Genomic DNA, 19,774 nt, shown 5'->3' on the forward strand with positions numbered 1-19,774 from the left:
GCTGAGGCGGGTCTCGCGAGTAATGAGCCGTCCATGGCGCATAGATGGCGGCCGCGTCATCGATGACGAGAAAGCCCGGTCGCGACAATACCTTGCCAACGTCCGCCACAAGCTGATGATTGACCGAATGCCTCGCTAATCTGGCAATCGCACATCGGGCCTCACGTTCCGATCAACGCACATCAATGGACGATTGAGCACCAACATGAATAAAGGCTCTCGGATATTTATTGCCGGGCATAAGGGCATGGTCGGCTCGGCCCTTCTCCGGCATCTCGCCAGTCGCGGCTATCACCATTTGGTTACCCGTTCCAGACAGGAACTCGACTTGCTCGATCAGCGCGCTGTGGCCGATTTCTTTGCGCACGAGCGCATCGATGTCGTGCTGCTCGCCGCTGCGAAGGTCGGCGGCATACACGCCAACTCCACTCAACCGGCCTCGTTTCTCTATGAGAATCTCGTCATCGAAACGAATGTGATCCACGCGGCCTTCAAGAAGCGCACGCCCGAGCTGGTCTTCTTCGGTTCGTCGTGCATCTACCCGAAGTATTGCCCTCAACCCATCAAGGAAGAATATCTGCTGACGAGCGCCTTCGAGCAGACCAACGAGGCATATGCAATCGCCAAGATTGCGGGGCTCAAGCTGTGTGAGGCATATAACCGCCAGCATGGGATGCGGTATATCTCGGTGATGCCTACGAACTTGTACGGTCCGAACGATAACTATGATCTGCAGAACGGGCACGTTCTGGCCGCGCTGATCCGAAAGGCACACGAAGCGAAGCTGAACGGACTCCAATCGATCTCGGTCTGGGGATCGGGCTCGCCGAAACGGGAATTCCTGCACGTCGACGATCTGGCGTCGGCGGTTTTCGCGTTGCTCGACAGCCATAACGCCGAGGGCATGTTCAATATCGGATGTGGACGCGACATAGCAATCGCGGACCTCGCCCGCCTCGTCTGCGACGTCGTAGGCTTTCAGGGCTCACTGGAATTCGATAGCTCGAAACCGGATGGCACGCCGAGGAAATTGCTGGATGTATCCAGGCTATCCGCTTTGGGCTGGACGCCCACGATCTCGCTCAGAGAAGGCATCGCGGCCACTTATGCCGACTTCACGAAGAACGCACAGCGCACCGGGTACGTCGACGCGTGACGCTGGTATTCACGCGAACATAATCAACAGGAATCGAACATGTTTCGCATGGTGGTGGATCAATTGAGGAAACTCCGTCGTAGTGAAACATTCAAGTACTCGCTTGCCGCGCCCAGCCGCGCGATGTTGTTTGCACGGCAGCGGCAGAATCACGGTGTGTTTTCGATCGAGATCAGGGAAAACTGCGGCTTCTTCGCGATCATGCAAATGGTTCTCTTCATCCTTATGCACTGTGAAGAGAACCGCCTGACTCCGCGAATTTCGGCCCGAGGCGGCCTGTACGGCGATGTGAAAGGAACGATCGACTGGTTTTCGGCGCTCTTCGAAAGCGTCCGGCCGGAGAACGGGCACGCCACGTCGCATAAGGTTCGGACATCCACCGTGCGCGATCCGGTTCAACTGGGTTTCCGGCAACGGTATGACGCAGCGCTTCGTCTGCGAAGCGCGAGCGATCTGTTCCGCTCGTATTACCGGCCCGCGGCGCACATCCGCGAAGAAGTCGAATCGACTTGCGCAAGACTCGGGATCAGCGCCTCCACGTTGGGCGTGCACTTCAGAGGCACTGACAAGAAATTTGAAGCGGTGACGCTTCCGTGGGTCGATTTCTGCCGGCTTGTCGATAAGACGCTCATGCTCAACCCGCAATTGACCAACATATTTGTTTCCAGCGACGAGCCGGCTTTCATCGAATTCTTCAGCGCGTGGCCGTTCGAGCGTCCGATCAATGTCGCGCCCGCGAAACTGTTATCCAACGGCGATAAGCCAGTGCACTTCAGCGGTCATCCCGGGCTGGAGATCGGACGAGAAGCGCTGGTATCGAGTCTGCTGCTTTCGAACTGCGGCCATCTTGTGAAGATGCCGTCCTATCTGTCGGCCTGGTCAAAAATATTCAATCCTGACTTGCCAGTGACATTGGCTGCGCCGCCAAAATCCAGAGAGTTCTGGTTTCCCGACAGTCAGATCTGGATTGGGCAAGAGCAGAACATGAGCGGCGTCCCCGCCTGAAGCACTCACCGTTCTCTAAACCGGCGAGAGGTTACTTTCGACGTGCCATGCCGCTATAGAGCGGCCTCGCCGTGCGCGGCTCGGCGCATCTGTTCTCTCGCGATGTGAGGAGCACGGACACGAGTTGAAACGTGACGAGAACGGGCACCACGTAAGCGACCGCGACCATCAATGACCCGCGCAGTACGAACACAACGTAGAACGACAGATAGCATCCCAGCGCTCGCCGAAGCGGTATCGGCGATTCGACCAACGCGTCTGCGCGGCGCGAGAAATGACCCAGCAAGAAACCATAAGCTACGACGCCCGCCCACGAAAAATCGAAATAGCCTTCGGCAGGCAACGGCGCGGAAAGGTTTAGAAACCACATGCTGTAATTTCGCTGCAGATATTCGCCCACCAGAATCGCGGTCGCCAGAGGCTTGTCGGGCCAGACAGTGTGTGGAACGAAAAACAACAGCGAGCCCGCGAGCTGCCTGCCCGCATTGATTCCTTCCCGACTCACCATTTCCACAATGGCTTCCGTATTGGCCCACGCGTCATAGGTCGTGGATGCGAAGTGCTCCTCGAAGAAGCTCTCTATCGTGGCCCAAGAAAGCGGCCACTTATCGATTCTGCTGTTCGTGAACAGCTCGGAAAAGGGAAAGAACAGTCCGCTCAAAACAAAGATTGCCCAGAACACTCGGGATGGACTCTTGAGGTGGCGCTGAAACGCCAATGCGAGCAGCGTCAGATAGATGGGACCGAGTGCGTTTCGCTTTTCCGTCAGCGGATTCTGGCAAATGAGTAGCAAGACGAACGCGAAAAGCGCGAGCGCAATCCACACCAGTCCGATTCGACGAGGACGATGCAACACGATAAGAATGAACACGGGCACGATTAGAAAGAAAAGCACCTTCGCGCGAATCATGTCCAAAGGGGTGACGTCGATTCCATCCAGATCGCCGGCCTGCAGTTGGCTGGCAAAATTGAATGCGCTCATCGCAGCCACGACGCAGATCGCCAGGGCCGGAATAAGCGCCGCATAACGGATCGTCAATGGTTCCGAAGCGCGGGCCGTCGACGCTTGAATCGTGCGCGGAAGAAGATGTCGCGCGCCAAGGTAAGTGACAATGAAAACGATAAATATGAGATTCGCATGCAGCGCCGAAGTGTCGTCGAAGGGCATCGTATTCACGAGCACTTGCGCGTCATGCGCCAACTGAAGAGCCGGTGCGAGTATCAGGAAAGTTATCTCGAACACCACGACAGATGCGTCCGCAAACGACGGCTTGCTGTCGAACAAGTGCATGCCGAGGTGAAAGAGGACCACGCCAAGCAAGAGAACGTGAGACACGAGCATCAGCGGGCTATGCCCGGGACTCATCCCCAGGGTATAGAACTCGGCCGCGAACAGGAAGATACCCAATGCAAGATATGAAACCACGTTCGCCGGGCTTTTCATGTGGCCGCCATGTCGTTTGTTGAGCGCGCTACTGGCTGCATACCAGACTTACGGGCGAGCGCGCCGATCCTCCGCCGATGTATAACGGGTCCTGCGCCGCGCCTACCGAGACGATCGATGTGGTCGACGTTACCTGTGCGACTGTGGCTCCATTGCGGATAATGGCGAAGCTCGGTACGCCGGAGACCGCCGGAACACGGAATACGTTCAAGCCCGCCACGCCATTCGACGTGTGGTCCGTTCCGCCGGAGGTTATCCGCAAGACAGCGGGCGCGGTCAGGAAGGCGACCATTTCGATGTCGTTGACGACTGAGCCCACGCCTTCTTCGACCATCGCGGTCTCCGGCGTCGAAGACCGGCCCGGCGTAAAGATCTGCCTGCGATGAAAGTAGAGAATGCTATCCCGAACGATCGGCGGCGGATTTCCGGTCTTGGCCCATTCGATGTAGTAAGCCGCGAGATCATAGAAGGCATACTGCGTACCGACAGAGGGCGAGACGTGAGTCGATTCCGAGTAGTCGTTCCAGGTGACGAGCTGCACGTAGGCTGGATCTCGCGACGTCACCTGAGACCACTGCGCCCGAAAGAGTGCGGAATTCTGCGCTTCCCAGAACACCGAGTCTTTTGGCCGTGAATCCTGAGGCGCGACGGGCGTCATGATATCTGCACCGAACGATTCGAGATTTGTAAGCGCCTGATCTTCCCAACCGCCTTTATCGGTCGATTCCGGCACCGTTCGAACGCCCCAGAACGAAAAGGAATTCGTGATTGTGCGAAAGTCGGCGGATTTGGCGGGATCGAGGAGAATGGGAATCAACGTGACGTTCACGCCTGCAGCCGCAGCTCCGCGAATCACATCCGACCAGAAATTCTGGCTGACGTTCTCCGCGTAGAACGGCGCAATTGCAAGGCTTCCGTCGGCCATTCGATACGCGTTCTTCTGTCCTGCAATGACACGTATGGCCGCGACCATATCCGACACACTGACACCATCGAGCGCCGCCATATCCGGTTCGGCCAGAATCTTGAAGTCGGGCGCGACATGCTGTGCAACGGAATAGACCCGCATCACGTCGTCCCATAGCGAGCCGCTGTTTATTTGCAGAAGGTCTACGCCGAAGCCGTCTATGTCAATCTTTCTCGCGCGCAGTATCTCCACGGCCAGGGCGCGCTGCTTGTAGACGTTAGTGGTGTAACGGGCCAAGGGTAAGGGCCGGTCGCGCAGATAGCCGCCAACGCTCGCGTATTTGCTTCCTTCACCGGAGCGATTCAGATACTCCGTGCAATAGTAATCGGAACGTGCCGGAAGGTTATCGATAGAGAGAGGAAATGGAGTGAAGTAATGAGCAAATACAATAGGTCGACGCCCGGTTCCTATGAGCGCAGTGCTTATCGTGAAAGGCAATGCCGATGCCGGTGATTCCATATCGACGATCGACTGTGCGTTTTTCTGCAAGGCGGTCCATTGGGCGCTGGTAAGATCGGCGGCGCGCGTCGAAGTCGACGCCACGGAGACCACCGAGGCCAGCGCAAAAACCGCTACAGCGCGACGGGATCCGTCATGACACCCGCGGGCTGCGGCGGCCCGGCCGACGCTACACATTTGCAGATCGTTCATGTCTCGTGAAGTCCCGATGGACGAGGCGCGATGCCGTCGCGAATCGCCTCGCGTTGCGTGGTCAGTGAAGCGCCGCCGAAGGCGCTCGGCGAAGCGCGCGAGTTGCCGGCCGTCGAAGACGACTCGGCGCCGACGACGGGGGCGGCTGTCAGCGCGTTATGTTTTCTGCGGCCCAGGGTATTAAGCACGGCCCCGGTTACCCGAACGCCGATCGATTCGAACGCGTCGACGCAAGCTGTCAGATCGGCGATTCTCGATAAATTCGCTCGCGCGACAATGAACACACAACCCGCCTGCCGCGCCATGACGAGCGTCTCGGCCGCGCTGAGCACCGGCGCAGCGTCAAGGATGACGAACTGGTAACGCTCGCCAACCGACGTCAGCGATTTTCGTAGTGTATCCCTCGAAAGGCTGGAAGGTACTCCGTCCGTTCGCACTCCGCTCGGCAATAAGTCGAAGTCACCCGCGGAGCCGATTCGAACGACCTCGTCGAACGTGCTGCGTCCGGAGATAACATCCGATAGCCCGGGCGCAGATCCGGCGTTTCGCCTCTTGGATAAGCGTCCCGCGCGCGCGTCGGCATCGATCAAGAGCACGCGCGCGCCGCTCTGAGCAAGTTGAGCCGCGACTTGCTCCGCTACGAATGATGTTCCCGTCCACGCATTGACCCCGCTAAAAACCGCAATGCGAGAACCGGACTCGAGCATCTTATGCTCGAAGATGGCAGAAAATCGACGCAGGCTCTCGATCGACGGCGCTCTGGATGTGGTATTCGCGCCTGCACGAGCAACGTCGATACCTTGGCGATACGATGCGGCCGCTGCTACGTTTCCGAACGCGCCACTCACAAACACAGGCAAACCCGTGCGCCGCTCGATATCATCGGGACCGTCGATTTTGCCCGACCATGCTTTTCTCGCGAGCGCGAGCAGAATTCCCAGAAAAGCGCCGCCAACAATTCCGAGCACAACAATGAGCAATCGCCGTGGCTTTATCGGATCTTCAGGAAGCGTGGCGTCGTCGATCAGTCGTACTTCATTTACCCGGCCGGCCTTGATGAAGCGTAACTGCTGCATGTTCGCCAGCAAGCCTGCGTAGAGTTGATTGTTGACGCTGATATCGCGTGAAAGCCGAAGCGCCTGTTGCTCGAGTTCCGGCAACATTCGCGCTTCGGCTTCCAATTGCGTGGCACGCGCGCTCAGTGTAGTGATTTGCCGATCCACCGCAAGCACCGTGCTGTCGTCTTTCGTGAACCTTCGCAGAAGTTCCTGCCGTTGCACTTGGAGATCCGTCATCTTGGCCTGCACGTCGGCCAGCTGTCTGATGACGACGTTCGCTTGCTCGCTAAGATTGACTGAGCCCGTCTCGTTCTTGAACCGGCTGAACCGGTCCTCCGATTTCTCTATCTGACCCTTCAGTATCGGCAGTTCCGTGCTCAACGCCTCCATCGATTTCTGTGCGTCGGCGCTTCTTCTCGCCTCTTCACTCGCGACATAGGTCGTGCCGATTGCATGAAGTATGTTTCGAATGAAAACCGGATCGGTGCCTTCCAGGGATGCGCTAACGATATTCGATTCTTTCCCTCGCTCCGTGACGCTCAGTCTTTCCTGAAGCTTTTCGACCACTGCCGATCGCGATAACCGCCGAAGATCGAAAACCTGACCGGCACCTCCGGGAAGCGCATCGATCTTCAACGCGATCGCACCGCGCTTCGTCTCGAAGTTTTCCAATGTCGATACGTTGCCCCGAAAAGTCTCTCCGTCGGGGGTTAAAAGACGATAGTGTCCGTTGCCTTCCGACACTACTTCCAGTGCCTTCTTGCGCAGGCTTTCGGGCACTTCTGCAATCGAAGCCGAACCCGGTTGAACGCCGCCTACCTCGGCCTCGCCGGTGATTCTGCGCCACGCCGCGCCTAACTTCGATTGCGCGCGAGTCCAGATATCGCGACGCGGAGTGAGCGAGATGTCCAAATGCATCGGTGCGATAGCTGATTCCAGCACGCTGCGCGACGTGATCTTCTGGACTTCGGCTGCAGCGCGAGGCTTCACCGCGAACAGTGACGACACATCTTCGAGCGAGCTTCTGCCCGACGATTCGGGAGGCTCCTGAACCTGCAGCAATATGCTTGTTTGATAGATCGGCGTTGCGAGGATCGCGTACTCGCACGCGACGCTGCCAACGATTACGGTCGTCCCGACGATAACCTTATAGTTGCGCTTCAGAAACCGTATATACGATTCCGTGACCGTTTCCGCGCTATCGCCACGTGGCAAGGCAACGTCGTCTGCGAAGTCCTTAGTCATCTGTAGCGCTCCGGCAATCGTCAGAAAAGAATGCTCGTATAGCCGATCCAATACTCCACCCGCTCCGACAGCCTTGAATGTAGCCAGCCCGCCGCTGCGCCGGCTTGCTTGACCGAATGTGGCAAGACATTGGCGCGAACGGCATCGTGGTTGAAGACGTTACTGCGCTTTCCTGCCGGTCGTTCGCTTATGCGGAAGTCGCACCTTTGTCGTCGAACACGCTCAGATGCGCGAATATGCGCTTTCTGAACAGGAACAGGTACACGCAGTAGTCAGACACCAGGCTTGCGATCACCGTCGACCACACCACCCAGGCGACTTCATGGAATGTGGACACGAGCCAGAATTTGAGCGACAAGGCGAGCGCACAACTCACACACACCGCGACCAGTTGTGATTTCAGCTCGCCGACGCCGTTTAGAAAGATGCCGAACGCATTGCCGAACGCATCGACTACCGACATGACCGCAACCGCGCAGAGCAGCGCGACGGGAATACTAAGGTGGTTGCCGACCCACTTGCTCAGAAGCCACGAGGAGGCGGCGAATATCGATCCGCTGGTCACGATGGCGATAGCACCGGTGCCGAGCATCGACAGCTTTAACGTCATCGACAGGAAATTCGTGTCGCCCCTCGCCTTCGCATCGGCATAGAGGCCCCACAGCGGCACCGTCAGCATCGAGATCCCGACAGTAAGGAACTGGAACAGACGCTGTGCGACGGCGAGCTTCGCGACTTCCGTCACGCCCAATAACTTTGCGACGATGAGCGCGTCGAAGCCGCTTGCGCACATGACGCCGACCTGCAGTCCGAAAAACAACGATCCCATGCTGAGGATCTTCTTCGAATCAGTCCACATCGTCGAGTGCACCCCACCCGAAATCAAGCCGAGCAATCCTTGTCGATTCAATCGCACAACGAGACACGACGACATGCAGATCTGAATGCCATAGGTGACGAACAAGAGCCACGGAATTGATGCTTGACGCAGACAACACCAATACAAGAGCGGCAGCGATATCAGATAACCGATCGAGCTGACGATATGCTGTTCCCAGCCTCTTTGAAGGCCATGACATACACGCTTCACTCCACCGAGAGGAATGTTCAGGCAGGTTAGAACGAGAAAGAGCGTCGCGGCCACCAGCGTTTCATCAGCGGCGTCAGGGCTATGGCCGAAGACGAGGCGCAAGTCGAATATGTGGAGCGCAGCGTACAAACAGATTCCGCAAATCGCGCCGACAGTGCCGAGCAGCCATACCCCATGTGTGATCAGCTCACGAATGCGCCGAGCATCTTCATTCGCTCGCGCCCCTGCAACGAGATTGAGAAGCGCATTGCCTATGCCGAAGTCGAGCATGGCGAGCGTTGCGGCGAGACTCGAGAACGTCATCCATACGCCGAAACGTTGTTGGCCCAGATACGGCAGCGTCCACGAGACGGATGCAATCAGGACAATGAACGCCAGGCCGGAACTGCAGACGTTGCACGCGATCGTAAGCGCAGCTCGCCGATATCGATCCCTGTCGCGTCCTTCCGATCTGCCGACGCCGAATGGCAACATTTCGAACAGACGCGAGGACATCGCGAAGAGGGCACGGCGCGAGGCGGCCAAAGGTGGTGGCATCGCTCAGGCTCTGTCGAGCATCGCAAGCACGCATTCGATCTTCGTCACGTCCATGCCTCTCCCCGGTGGTTTCACGCCCGACGCGATCCTGCGGAAATTGGCTGCTCGCGGCACATGTCGACCCGTGAACCACCTTCGCACGTGCACGAAGCATAGGAGCGCACGTCTGGCCGATGACGGAGTTGACGGAATATGCCATGAGGTTGGCCGAATCGGGTCGATGTGTCGGGAGAGCGCTCACACCTCGCCCTGTCTCGGCCAATTCCTTGCCGACATCCGCCTTGCATCGGTCAATGAGCTGTGCGCGACTAGTATGGCCTGTTGACGATCCACCGCGTGCCGTGTCGGCTTGACACGCGACTTACGACCGGAGAATCAAATGGCAAGCTTGCCTTTCGACGCCGCAGAACCAGGTCTCAATGAAGAGGCGATCGAGCACTCGTCGCCTGACATTTCCGTTCGAGCTGGCTTATCGTGGAGCCAGACGGAGAAGGCGCTCTTCACTCGCGAATTCCTTTCTGTCAATCCCGAACAGGTAGTCGCAGAGCTGAATCAAAAAGGATACTTTGCGTTTCCTTCCGCCCTTGCACCAGCGGCCATCGAACGCATAGAACAGGATTCGACTGCAACGAAGCTGGGCCTGAACGTCAACAAGGTCGCCGGTGTATTCTGGGAGAAGCAATACTATCTGACGAACCTGCTCGCCGTGTCGAAGACCTTCTACGACTTCGCGACCTCATCATTTGTTTTCAGGGTCTGCGAAGGATATCTGGGCGACAAGTTCAGACTCAAGGCGCTGAGATACTACGAAACGTACGGCGGGCACCACATGCAGTGGCATACCGACAACAAGACCGACAAAGCCTTCGCTCATATTCCCGGAATCATCTTTATCTTCTATGTCTCCGATGTCGACGACGGCGAGTTCCAGTACATCGAGGGCTCGCATCTCTGGTCCGGAGAAAAGGCGTATAGCGACTACACGGATGAGTTCATCGCTGATAACCTCGCGTCGGACGTCAAGAGCTTCAAGATGCCGCGCGGATCGCTCGTCATTTACAACACCTACGGCATTCATCGAGCGAGACCCGTAACCGACAGGAACTTCGTCAGGAAAAGCGTGTTCTTCCAGGTTGACAGTGAAATACAGAAGTCCGAGCCCATCATCGTGAACACGGAATTTATTTCGGAAGTCAACGAACGAACGTCGATGTTCCTCGGATTCGGACAGCCCTCGGAGTATGACGTCTTTCCAAAGACCTCGATGAACACAGCGCCGCTCAATCGAACGATGATGTCCGTGCTGGGCGAATATCTTTTCTTCCGCTTGACACGCGCGGGATTCGCGAAGCTGCCTCGGGGTCTGCGACCGCTGATCCGCAGGTTAGCCGGAAAATGAACCGACTCTGCGATCAAAGGTCCGCTGGCTGCGAAGCCAGCGGGCCCGGTCGACACTCGCACGTGCGCGCTTATTCGTGATGTTCCAGCGCACGGTATCCGGCTAGGGTTATCAGAGCATCGCGCTTCGCTATCTGATAATCGGACTGCACCATTTCCTTGACGAGCGCTGGAAAAGTCACCGTTGGCGCCCAACCGAGTTTCGCGTGAGCATTCGACGGATCGCCCAGCAGGGTCTCTACTTCCGTCGGCCTGAAGTAGCGAGGATCGACACGCACAATCACGGTCCCTGGCGCGACACGGCATTCCTTGCTGGTGATCCGCTCCACGATCGCGACCTCGTCGACACCGCTGCCCTCGAAGCGCAGAACGATACCGAGCTCCGCGGCAGCAAGTTGCACGAATTCCCTCACACTGTATTGCACGCCGGACGCGATCACGAAGTCCTCCGGCTCGGGCTGTTGCAGCATGAGCCACTGCATCTGAACATAATCGCGTGCGTGTCCCCAGTCGCGCATTGCGCCCAGATTGCCGAGATACAGGCAGTCCTGCGATCCGATTGCGATGCGAGCAATCGCGCGCGTGATCTTACGCGTGACGAACGTCTCTCCACGAACCGGCGATTCGTGGTTGAACAGAATGCCGTTGCACGCATAGATGCCATAAGCCTCGCGATAGTTCACCGTGATCCAGTACGCGTACAGCTTCGCAACGGCATACGGGCTTCGCGGATAAAAAGGCGTGGTTTCCCGCTGGGGTATTTCCCGGACCAGCCCATATAACTCGGATGTCGATGCCTGATAAAAGCGAGCGCTTTTCTCGAGACCCAATATGCGCATCGCTTCCAGTATTCGCAGAGCGCCCAGACCGTCCGCGTTGGCCGTGTATTCGGGTTCCTCGAACGAGACCGCTACGTGACTTTGCGCGGCGAGATTGTAGATCTCGTCCGGTTGAACGCGCTGGATGATACGCAGGATGCTCGAAGAATCGGTGAGATCGCCGTGATGCAAATGAAACCTTCGCTGCGCTACGTGATCATCTTCGTAAAGATGGTCGATACGGTCGGTGTTGAAGAGCGATGAACGGCGTTTGACGCCATGCACCTCATATCCTTTATCGAGCAGGAATTGAGCGAGATAGGAACCATCCTGACCGGTTATTCCGGTAACAAGCGCGACCTTATTCGGCATCGTTTCTTCTCCTCTTATGCCAAGTCACATGCGAACAACAATCTCAGGGTCTTGATGCCGCTTTCTTCAACGCCGTAACTCACGACCGCGGTTCGAATCGAACCTTGTCGTGATCGCCCATGTAAGGCCCTTGTTTCACCTCGATGAAGGCCGCGTCCTCGAGCATTTCGAAGCCGTGACCGCCCGCGGACAGCAATATGACGTCTCCGGGCCCAAGTGTCCGGCTCGTCACATAGTGCAGGTTCGCACCATAAAGATCGACGCGAACGCGTCCTCTTTTGATCAGCAGAACTTCTTGCGTCAGCTTTACTTCACGCGCCATGATGTTATGCACATGCGCGCATATCTTCGTTCCGGCGGCATGCTCCATATGCGCGAGTTGCTGCGAGTATTCGCGCGGCGTGAAAAAATTCACGCCTTCTCTCGAGAAGGAAGCACGGATGATAAGAGCAAGTGTGACGCCGTCGTGAGCGATGATATCGACGCTTTCTTCAACCCCAATGTCCTGCTCGGCCGAAAATACCCGCATGATGTGTCCCGACTGGAGAATGTCCGACATGGACGCGCTTTGAAACGCGTAGCAGAGGCCGGAACGCGCATCGTCCGCAACTGAAGCTTAGCGCCCGTTGTGATTCGTCTCTCGTCAAGTGACGGAATCTGGCAAGGTGTTGACCGATTCGCGTCGCGGCTCCACCCTTTCTCGTCATATAAGTCGCGCATGCGAAGGTCGCGCGCACGAACGCACGTATCTTGCCTCGATCATTAGGCGCGGCCGTCACTCATCAGCGAAATATAGTTCCTGGCCGCGCGAGATACATGAAAGCGGTCGTCGAAGCACTGCCTCGCAGCTGATCTCATCGCATCCTTTTCATGCTCCGGCAAGCTCGTCCATTGCATGAGCAACCGAGTGATGCCGGGCAGCGTATCCACATCGACGAGGCCCGCTCGGTCCGCCACGACTTCCTGCCAGATTCCGACCTTGTCGGTCAGTAGCACCGGCACGCCGCATGCGAGCGCCTCGGCCACCACGACGCCGAAGTTCTCCTGATGCGAAGGTAAGACCATGACGTCCGCCGCCCGCAACAAGGACCACTTGTCCGCGCCCGTCACCATATCGATCCAGATGATTTTCCTCGCAAGCCCGAGTTGCTCGGCTTCACGACGCAGCTTCGCCGCGACGCCGTTGTTGTCAGGCCCCGCAATAACTAGTTGATAGTCGTTCGCGGCGTCTCGCAGATCATGAAAGGCGCGAATCAACAGGTCGCAGCCTTTCTTTTCATGGAGCCGCCCTAGAAACAACATCAACTTCTTGTCATTCGAATAACCCGACGCGCGCCACTTTATAACCTCTGCCTTTTCGATCAAAGGTGGCGGCACGGTGCCGATCGTCATGGTGTTTTCCTTGGCGCGATATAGCGGGAATGCTTTGCGCGCCAGGGTTCGCTCGCTATCCGTAGTGAAAAGAACGCCTTTCGCGTTGCTCAGGACGTGTCGTTCAACGAATAACCAATAGACAAGCTTCTTCGCGAACTTCAGTGGATGGCCTATGTTGAACCATGGATCCAGCATTCCGTGCGGCATGACGAAGTATGGAATCTTCCGCGGACGCAGCGAAAACACGGCCGCCGCGCTATGAAACTGCCAAATGCCATCCACGACAATCGCGTCATATTGCCTGCCGTGCTCGATCAGCCAGCGAACGAGGCGGAAGTTGAACGAGTATTTCCCTGCACGGTGTCCAAGGCGGACCACTCGATCGAACACAGCGTCATCTGACGTGTCGGCATGGACCGAAGGATCGAGACAGACGATATCGACCGTGTGTCCAAACAGCCGCAGTTCTGCGGCGAGCTTCTTGATTGCCTCCGCCGGACCGCCACTCCTTGCCTCGATAGACGGAATGATGTGGAGCGTTTTCAAAGACGTTCTCCAGTGAGCCAGGACGCATGCGGGAGCGGCAATGTTCGTCGACACCTTTCGACAGCCTCGTGCAACGCCCCGGAAAGGCATCGTAGCGCCGCGGATGCCCGGCAAGGTCCGTTGGCGGAAATCATCAAGCTTTTGGCCGGGCGTCCGCGTGCTGAGTCCGCGGCGATAGCGGGCGCGGTCTCACTCATCGGTCAGCCAACGTCTTGCCGTCATCCGTCATAACGGGTCGCGCGGATATACGGCAGGCTATCGTTAGACCAGCCCACGATAGACGATCCGATATTGATCGTGTCGCTGTGAACGCAACATGTCCTTTCTTCTGCGGGGAACTCAAGATATGTTGTTCAAGAGAGCCGCTTCGAGCACTACCTATCAAAGTGATCTGGCAGTTCCCCGATTCGCCCATCGCCGCGTTGAAACTCGTGAACATGCGAGCGGCGCGGATGTCACCGGCATCGGCTTTCATGTCCGGCCCATCCGGATGGTGGTCTTTATCGAACTGGACAATTCAGTAGGCGGAGGATTTCAGCAAGCGACGAATGCTGCGCTTCTGGCCAAGCGCCTGCCGCCCGAACTCTGTAACGTGACCTTCATCACGACGCGCAGGTCCGCGATCGAAGAACTGCATCGGAATGGAATCGATGCTCGCTATCTTCGCGTTCACCGCTGGCAAAAGCTGCTTGCGCGTTTCCATGTCATGTGGCGCCTGCTCAATCCGCCTCAACTATTCAGAAAGCACGTGTACTTCAATTGGCTCGACCGGTCTTTACGGGAAATGGGCGCGGACCTCGTCTACTTCACGGGTCCGTCCTATCTGGCTCTCGTGACTGCACAATTCAGCTATCTCTTTACGGTCTGGGATCTGGCGCACCGCGATGAAGTGGACTTTCCTGAAGTTCGCTGTGGCGGCGAGTTCGAGCGCCGCGAGCAGATCTATCAACTTGCGCTGAAGAAAGCGACCGGCGTCGTAGTCGATTCAGAAGCGGGACGCGATAACGTGATCCGACGATACGCCGTCGATGAGGAACGAGTTCATGTGATTCCCTTTTCTCCTGCGATTGGAACGCAGTTGCGCGAGCATGAGCTTGATCATCCGGATCGCTTTATCGACATCAAGGCAAAGTATGGCCTGGATTGCGACTACGTCTACTATCCCGCCCAGTTCTGGCCGCATAAGAACCATGTCTATCTATTGCGGGGATTGCGCAGCCTGGAGGATCGCTTCGGGATCAGGGTCGGCGCCATATTCTCTGGGCGCGACTTCGGCAACCTGGCTCATGTACGCTCAGTGGCCGATGAGCTCAGGCTGGCGGACCGAATCCGCTTTGCAGGCTTCGTGTCCGATATCGAAGTGACCTGCCTCTATCGTCAGGCGGTCGCATTGGTGATGCCCACGTATTTCGGGCCCACGAACCTGCCGCCCTACGAGGCGTTTCAGCTTCGCGTGCCCGTGCTGTATTCCGACCTGAAAAACCTGCGAGACCAGATTGACGACGCGGGGCTTCTCATCGATCTTGTGAACCCGGACAGCATGGCCGATGCACTTCGTGAGCTCATCATCGACCCCGACCTGAGAATGCGGCTGATCCAGCGAGGCAAGCACCGCATCGAATCCTTGACGGACGACCGCAGGCTGTCGGTGCTTCGTCATGCACTGGAGACGTTTCGAGTGCGCCGTATGTGCTGGCAGCCCTCTCCGAAGATGTCCCGGATTGGCGACAGTTAAGTCGATCTGTCCGCACCGCCAATACCTGAAAGGTGCAACGACTGCTGGGAGAGCTTCCAAATGGCGTCAGAACTCCTCACCGACAATGCGGTGCCGAACGCGGAATCCCTTGTCCACGACGTCAAGGACGAGCACCCTGCCAATCGCATCATCGATCTGAACCGAGCAGGAAAGGGCAACTATGAGAAGGCGCGATCGACGCTCATCGAAGCACTATGGTTTGTTGTCGAAGCCTGCGTCATCAATAACAAGCTCAACCCGTTTTCGAATGTGCGAGTTGCGTTACTCCGTCTCTTCGGCGCGAAGATAGGCGTCGGTTGCCGCTTCCTGCAACAGCTTCGCGTGAAAGCACCGTGGAATCTCGAAGTGGGCGATCACTCATGGTTCGGCGCCGATGTGTGGATCTATAACCAGGCGCCCATCCGCGTCGGATCGCATGTGTGCATTTCACAAGGCACGTTCCTCACAGCCGGCTCGCACGCAATGAGCACGACGATGAATCTGAGCGTTGCACCGATCGTCATTGAAGACGGCGTGTGGATCACGGCGAATTGTGTCGTGCAAATGGGCGTGACCATCGGCCGTTCGGCGGTCGTTACACCGCTTTCCGTCGTACATCGTTCGCTCGAGCCCGAAGGCGTTTATGGCGGCAACCCATGCCGCTTCATTCGCAAGCGCTTCGATTGAAAGTCAGCGCGTTCGGCGCGCCGACTTTTCAGTTTCAACCACATTGGGTGGCTCGATGAAAGTGCTGATGATCTCGCTCAACTACGCCCCGGAAGTAACCGGGGTTGGAAAGTATTCTGCCGAGCTGGCGGAATGGCTTGCATTGCGCGGACATACGGTACGCGTAATCACCGCTTCTCCGTATTATCCGGAATGGCGCGTTCGCGCCGGCTATAACTCGCACACATACGTGACGGAACAGCTCAACAATGTTTCGGTGATACGCGTGCCCTTCTGGTGCCCGAAACGCCCTTCGGGCTTGAAGCGCATATTGCATCTGATGAGCTTCGCACTCTTCTCCATACCCGCCGCGGCAGTGCAAATCGCGTGGCGTCCGCAAGCCGTATGGCTCGTCGAGCCGCCCTTGTTCGCGTCGCCCATGGCGCTGTTGGCAGCGCGCATCGCGAGTGCATCGTTCTGGCTTCACGTACAGGACTACGAGGTCGATGCCGCTTTCCGGCTTGGAATCCTGAAGGGCCGTGCGGCGAAGAAGCTCGCATCGTCCGCTGAAAAATGGCTGATGTCTCGCGCCGACGTGGTCTCCACACCTTCAGCCGCGATGACACGACTGGCGGTGCAAAAAGGCGTCCTATGCGAGAACGCTTTTACATTTCCGAATTGGGTCGACATGCAGCATGCACAATCGGACAGCGCGGACAACTCGTATCGCGCGCAACTCGCTCTCGGTCGCGGCGTGCAGGTCGTACTCTATTCCGGCAATCTCGGGCTCAAGCAAGGTCTGGAAGTTATCGCGGATGCGGCAAAGCTTCTCGCGTGGCGCGAGGACATCATGTTCGTGATCTGCGGTGCCGGGCCCGCAAGATCGTTCCTGCTCGATAAGGCCCGCGACTTACCCAATGTCAAATTCCTCGATTTGCAGCCTAAAGAGCGCTTCCACGAACTGCTCGCGCTCGCGGACATGCATGTTCTGCCGCAACGCGCCGATGCCGCCGATCTCGTCATGCCATCGAAGCTCGGCGCCATGCTGTCGAGCAATCGGCCGGTTATCGCCACGGCGAATGAAGGCACCGAGCTATGGGACGTCGTGAATTCCGTCGGCCTCGCGGTCGAACCCGAGTCTCCGACTGCATTGACTAAAGCCATACTTCGTCTCGCCAATGACCGCTCGCTTCGTGAGCGTCTTGGTGCGCTCGGCCGACAATACGCGGCATCGAATCTCGCCAAGGAATCGATCCTTCTGCAATTCGAGGCGCGTCTGCGTAGTTCGGTCAAGGCCAAACGAGGTGTCGGCGATCAGGCGCCGACAACCTGAGCGCTTCGCTCTCAGCGCTTATTCCGGCTTCGTGCGCGAAATTCGGTTGGGGACATCGAGAATTCCTTGCGGAATAGCTTCGACAGTCTCTCTCCGTTGCTGAGGCCCGTTCGACGGGCGATCTTGTCGACCGGAAGATCGCTATTTTCGAGCAGCTTGCAAGTGAGATCGAGCCGCGCGCGAAGCAGATATTTCGAAGGCGTGACGCCGATCTCGCGCTTGAACAGACGCAGGAAGTTGCGCTCGCTCATCGAAGACATGCGCGCTGCATCGACGACGGATATCGCCTTTGCGCAGTTCAGCACGAGCCAACGCGCCGCCGCGCGCGCCTTCTCGGCCAGCGTCGTGTCATACATCTCTTCGAACGCCGCCTCCAGCGACAAGCCTCCGCCCGATTCGAGACGGTCCGCGACACGCATAGCCAGATCGGCGCCCAAGTCCTTCTTGACGAATGCAAGCGATGTCATCAATGCCTGATCGCGTTCATCCTCTGATAGGGTTTTGGTCGCCGAACTGGGCGGAATATCCTGCTTCATCGAAGGCCAGTCCCGCGGCGTAACGCCCGCGGCCGACAAGAGCATGTGCGCGTTTCCCATCGCGGTAATGGTGACGCTCTTCCCGCTCACGCGTCTCAGAAGTTCCATAAGATTGTCGTCCGAGGACGCGCGTGCCACGCCGCTGCCTCCTGCGACGAAAAGGTTATCGAGACTATCGAACTTTCCTCCGGCGAGTTGTTCCGTCCACACGGACATGGAAGAAGAACACGAGACCGTACCCCCGCGAGCCGATACCAGATTCACGCGATATTTCAAAGAATGATTCGCTGCTTCGGATTGCAACTCGTTCGCCACATGCAGCGCTTCGGCGAGGGTGCCTGCGGCCAGCAAAGAGAAACCATCGTATAAAACAATGCCGATGTGCTTGATTACCGTCGAATCATGCATCGCATACGCGCAGTCGCCAGCGACGGACGTAGCTTCGAGGACGTCAGTTGAGGTTGACATCGCGGAGCCTCCAATTCGTTGCGTTAGTGTTATTCCTTCCGAACGAGCGTGTCGACTGTGGGCGTCGTTTAACTTTTGGGAGTCACCAGGCGTTCTCACAGACGCAGGTTACAGGTAAGAAAAAATTGCGTCGAGGCAACGATAAAAATAGACTTCCATATGAAAAAACTTCTTAATCGCTCGCGGCGTTGAACGGATACGCACGTTCGTATGGACAGACGGCATAGTCGTGGACGGTACATTTGCAAACGCCGGCATGATCGCACTCGCAATCGTTTGCTTTCGTAGCGTTTCGCGAAGTTAGGTGAAGAAGCGTATTCGCGCGGTGAGCAATACAAAAACGGGCGCGAATTCGCGCCCGCCTCTCGCTGGAAGTATCTTTACGGATGCAGCAGAATCAAAAGCTATCCCGCGTTGCGTTCAAATCATATGTTATGACGAGCGTGCGTCGATTGATTCGCCAAAGGCAATGAGCAAAGAGCCAATTCGCATCACGCGCGGTCATGCATGCCGGCATTGGCGCGTTCGATTCTTTTCTGCGAATCGGCGGCAGATGGCATCGGCAATGAACTAAAGCGCTGGCGTATTACGGACTACTCCGGCGTGCCACGCGCCTCGCAGGAACTCGGGAACCGTGCGCTCTCCTGCCTGATCCGTTCGCAATGCCTTGACCAATGGACGAGGTTATCCATCGCGTGACTCATCACTTCGATAGTTCCGTGATGTTCTTCGAAGGAGATTGTCAGAGCGACGTGCGAGGCAGATAGCCGCTCGGCTTGCCCTGCAATCTGCGGCTCACCTTGAGCGCGAACAACACCGGCTTCGTGATGTGCGGACGAAGGATGGCATGCTTGCGCACATACTTAGGAACGTACCACTGAGATCGCGTGCCCGCGTAAAACAATGCGGCGTGTCCCGCGCGCAGCGTGCGCGGTTCCTGACCTTCGGCGGTAATGATGACTTCGCCTTCGATCACATAGATGGTCTCGTCTTGCTCGAAGTACCAGTTGAAGCGGCCAGCGGTGCAATCCCAGACCCACGAGGAGGTCGTCGTGTCGAGACTTTGCGACCATCTGCCACTGCGGGCGACAGGATTGCCTTCGAGTATCCATGCGGGGTCGATCGGATCTGGTTCGAGCAACACATCGTCTAGACGTACGGACTCGAAAACGGGAGTTGCCATGAAGTCTCCTTATAGTGCGGCTTGATCGGTCATCGAGAGAGCGGGAGAGAGTCTGCGCTCGCTCATTCAGCAATCTGGCTCCGTCAAGGTTTCGGCGCCTTGCGCATTTACAGACAAAGAGGCAAGGAAAACGTTCATCATTAACATTACATTCTGTAATGTTTGGCAATCTTATACAGCACGCCGGGATTG

Annotated in this window: 15 protein-coding genes; 6 read left to right on the top strand and 9 right to left on the bottom strand. The window is 57.2% G+C overall.

Going from position 1 to position 19,774, the window contains the following annotated elements:
* The first annotated feature begins 205 nt into the window (after positions 1-205).
* Together QCE58_RS17345 and QCE58_RS17350 are read left to right on the top strand one after the other, a co-directional pair.
* Positions 206-1,156, top strand: coding sequence for a GDP-L-fucose synthase (locus QCE58_RS17345; protein ID WP_250441349.1), 951 nt, complete (start codon positions 206-208; stop codon positions 1,154-1,156).
* A gap of 39 nt (positions 1,157-1,195) precedes the next feature.
* Positions 1,196-2,161, top strand: a complete 966-nt coding sequence (locus QCE58_RS17350) for a hypothetical protein (RefSeq protein WP_250441348.1) — start codon at positions 1,196-1,198, stop codon at positions 2,159-2,161.
* Positions 2,162-2,192: 31 nt separating this feature from the next.
* Here the strand turns inward: QCE58_RS17350 and QCE58_RS17355 are convergent, their stop codons facing one another.
* From QCE58_RS17355 to QCE58_RS17370, 4 genes are all read right to left on the bottom strand, one after another.
* A complete protein-coding gene (locus QCE58_RS17355; RefSeq protein ID WP_250522440.1) occupies positions 2,193-3,605 on the bottom strand; it encodes a hypothetical protein in 1,413 nt (470 codons plus the stop codon).
* A 28-nt stretch (positions 3,606-3,633) separates the two neighbouring features.
* Positions 3,634-5,223, bottom strand: coding sequence for an endo-1,3-alpha-glucanase family glycosylhydrolase (locus QCE58_RS17360; RefSeq protein ID WP_250522439.1), 1,590 nt, complete (start codon positions 5,221-5,223; stop codon positions 3,634-3,636).
* A complete protein-coding gene (locus QCE58_RS17365) occupies positions 5,220-7,526 on the bottom strand; it encodes a GNVR domain-containing protein (protein ID WP_250522438.1) in 2,307 nt (768 codons plus the stop codon). Before QCE58_RS17365 ends, QCE58_RS17360 begins: the two co-directional genes overlap by 4 nt.
* 187 nt (positions 7,527-7,713) lie before the next feature.
* Positions 7,714-9,153 carry a lipopolysaccharide biosynthesis protein gene (locus tag QCE58_RS17370; RefSeq protein ID WP_250522437.1) on the bottom strand — a complete coding sequence of 480 codons (1,440 nt, stop codon included), beginning with the start codon at positions 9,151-9,153 and terminating at the stop codon, positions 7,714-7,716.
* Positions 9,154-9,532: 379 nt separating this feature from the next.
* On the opposite strand from QCE58_RS17370, the gene QCE58_RS17375 reads away from it, so the two are divergent.
* Positions 9,533-10,552: a phytanoyl-CoA dioxygenase family protein gene (locus QCE58_RS17375; RefSeq protein WP_250507908.1), complete on the top strand. Its 1,020-nt coding sequence runs from the start codon at positions 9,533-9,535 to the stop codon at positions 10,550-10,552.
* 70 nt (positions 10,553-10,622) lie between these two features.
* Here the strand turns inward: QCE58_RS17375 and gmd are convergent, their stop codons facing one another.
* From gmd to QCE58_RS17390, 3 genes are all read right to left on the bottom strand, one after another.
* Complete coding sequence (gmd, locus tag QCE58_RS17380; protein WP_175980257.1) at positions 10,623-11,741, bottom strand: GDP-mannose 4,6-dehydratase; 1,119 nt, start codon at positions 11,739-11,741, stop codon at positions 10,623-10,625.
* Positions 11,742-11,820: 79 nt separating this feature from the next.
* Positions 11,821-12,300, bottom strand: coding sequence for a hypothetical protein (locus tag QCE58_RS17385; RefSeq protein WP_175980258.1), 480 nt, complete (start codon positions 12,298-12,300; stop codon positions 11,821-11,823).
* Positions 12,301-12,503: 203 nt separating this feature from the next.
* A complete protein-coding gene (locus QCE58_RS17390) occupies positions 12,504-13,661 on the bottom strand; it encodes a glycosyltransferase (protein ID WP_250522436.1) in 1,158 nt (385 codons plus the stop codon).
* 316 nt (positions 13,662-13,977) lie between these two features.
* Here QCE58_RS17390 and QCE58_RS17395 point away from each other — a divergent pair, with 316 nt between their 5' ends.
* Genes QCE58_RS17395 through QCE58_RS17405 form a run of 3 tightly spaced genes read left to right on the top strand, consistent with a single transcriptional unit; the run spans position 13,978 to position 17,395 of the window.
* Positions 13,978-15,396, top strand: coding sequence for a glycosyltransferase family 1 protein (locus tag QCE58_RS17395; RefSeq protein ID WP_250522435.1), 1,419 nt, complete (start codon positions 13,978-13,980; stop codon positions 15,394-15,396).
* A 60-nt stretch (positions 15,397-15,456) separates the two neighbouring features.
* Positions 15,457-16,083: a DapH/DapD/GlmU-related protein gene (locus tag QCE58_RS17400; RefSeq protein WP_250522434.1), complete on the top strand. Its 627-nt coding sequence runs from the start codon at positions 15,457-15,459 to the stop codon at positions 16,081-16,083.
* Positions 16,084-16,138: 55 nt separating this feature from the next.
* On the top strand, positions 16,139-17,395 hold the full coding sequence (locus QCE58_RS17405; protein ID WP_175980261.1) for a glycosyltransferase WbuB: 1,257 nt from the start codon (positions 16,139-16,141) through the stop codon (positions 17,393-17,395).
* Between the two features lie 11 nt (positions 17,396-17,406).
* Here the strand turns inward: QCE58_RS17405 and QCE58_RS17410 are convergent, their stop codons facing one another.
* Positions 17,407-18,498 carry a GlxA family transcriptional regulator gene (locus QCE58_RS17410; RefSeq protein ID WP_250522433.1) on the bottom strand — a complete coding sequence of 364 codons (1,092 nt, stop codon included), beginning with the start codon at positions 18,496-18,498 and terminating at the stop codon, positions 17,407-17,409.
* 643 nt (positions 18,499-19,141) lie between these two features.
* The gene (locus QCE58_RS17415) at positions 19,142-19,582 is read right to left on the bottom strand and encodes a cupin domain-containing protein (RefSeq protein WP_250522432.1); all 441 of its coding nucleotides are present in this window, start codon (positions 19,580-19,582) and stop codon (positions 19,142-19,144) included.
* Positions 19,583-19,774 lie beyond the last annotated feature (192 nt).

Origin of the sequence: Caballeronia sp. LZ028, assembly GCF_031451415.1 — a bacterium.
GTDB classification, from domain to species: domain Bacteria; phylum Pseudomonadota; class Gammaproteobacteria; order Burkholderiales; family Burkholderiaceae; genus Caballeronia; species Caballeronia zhejiangensis.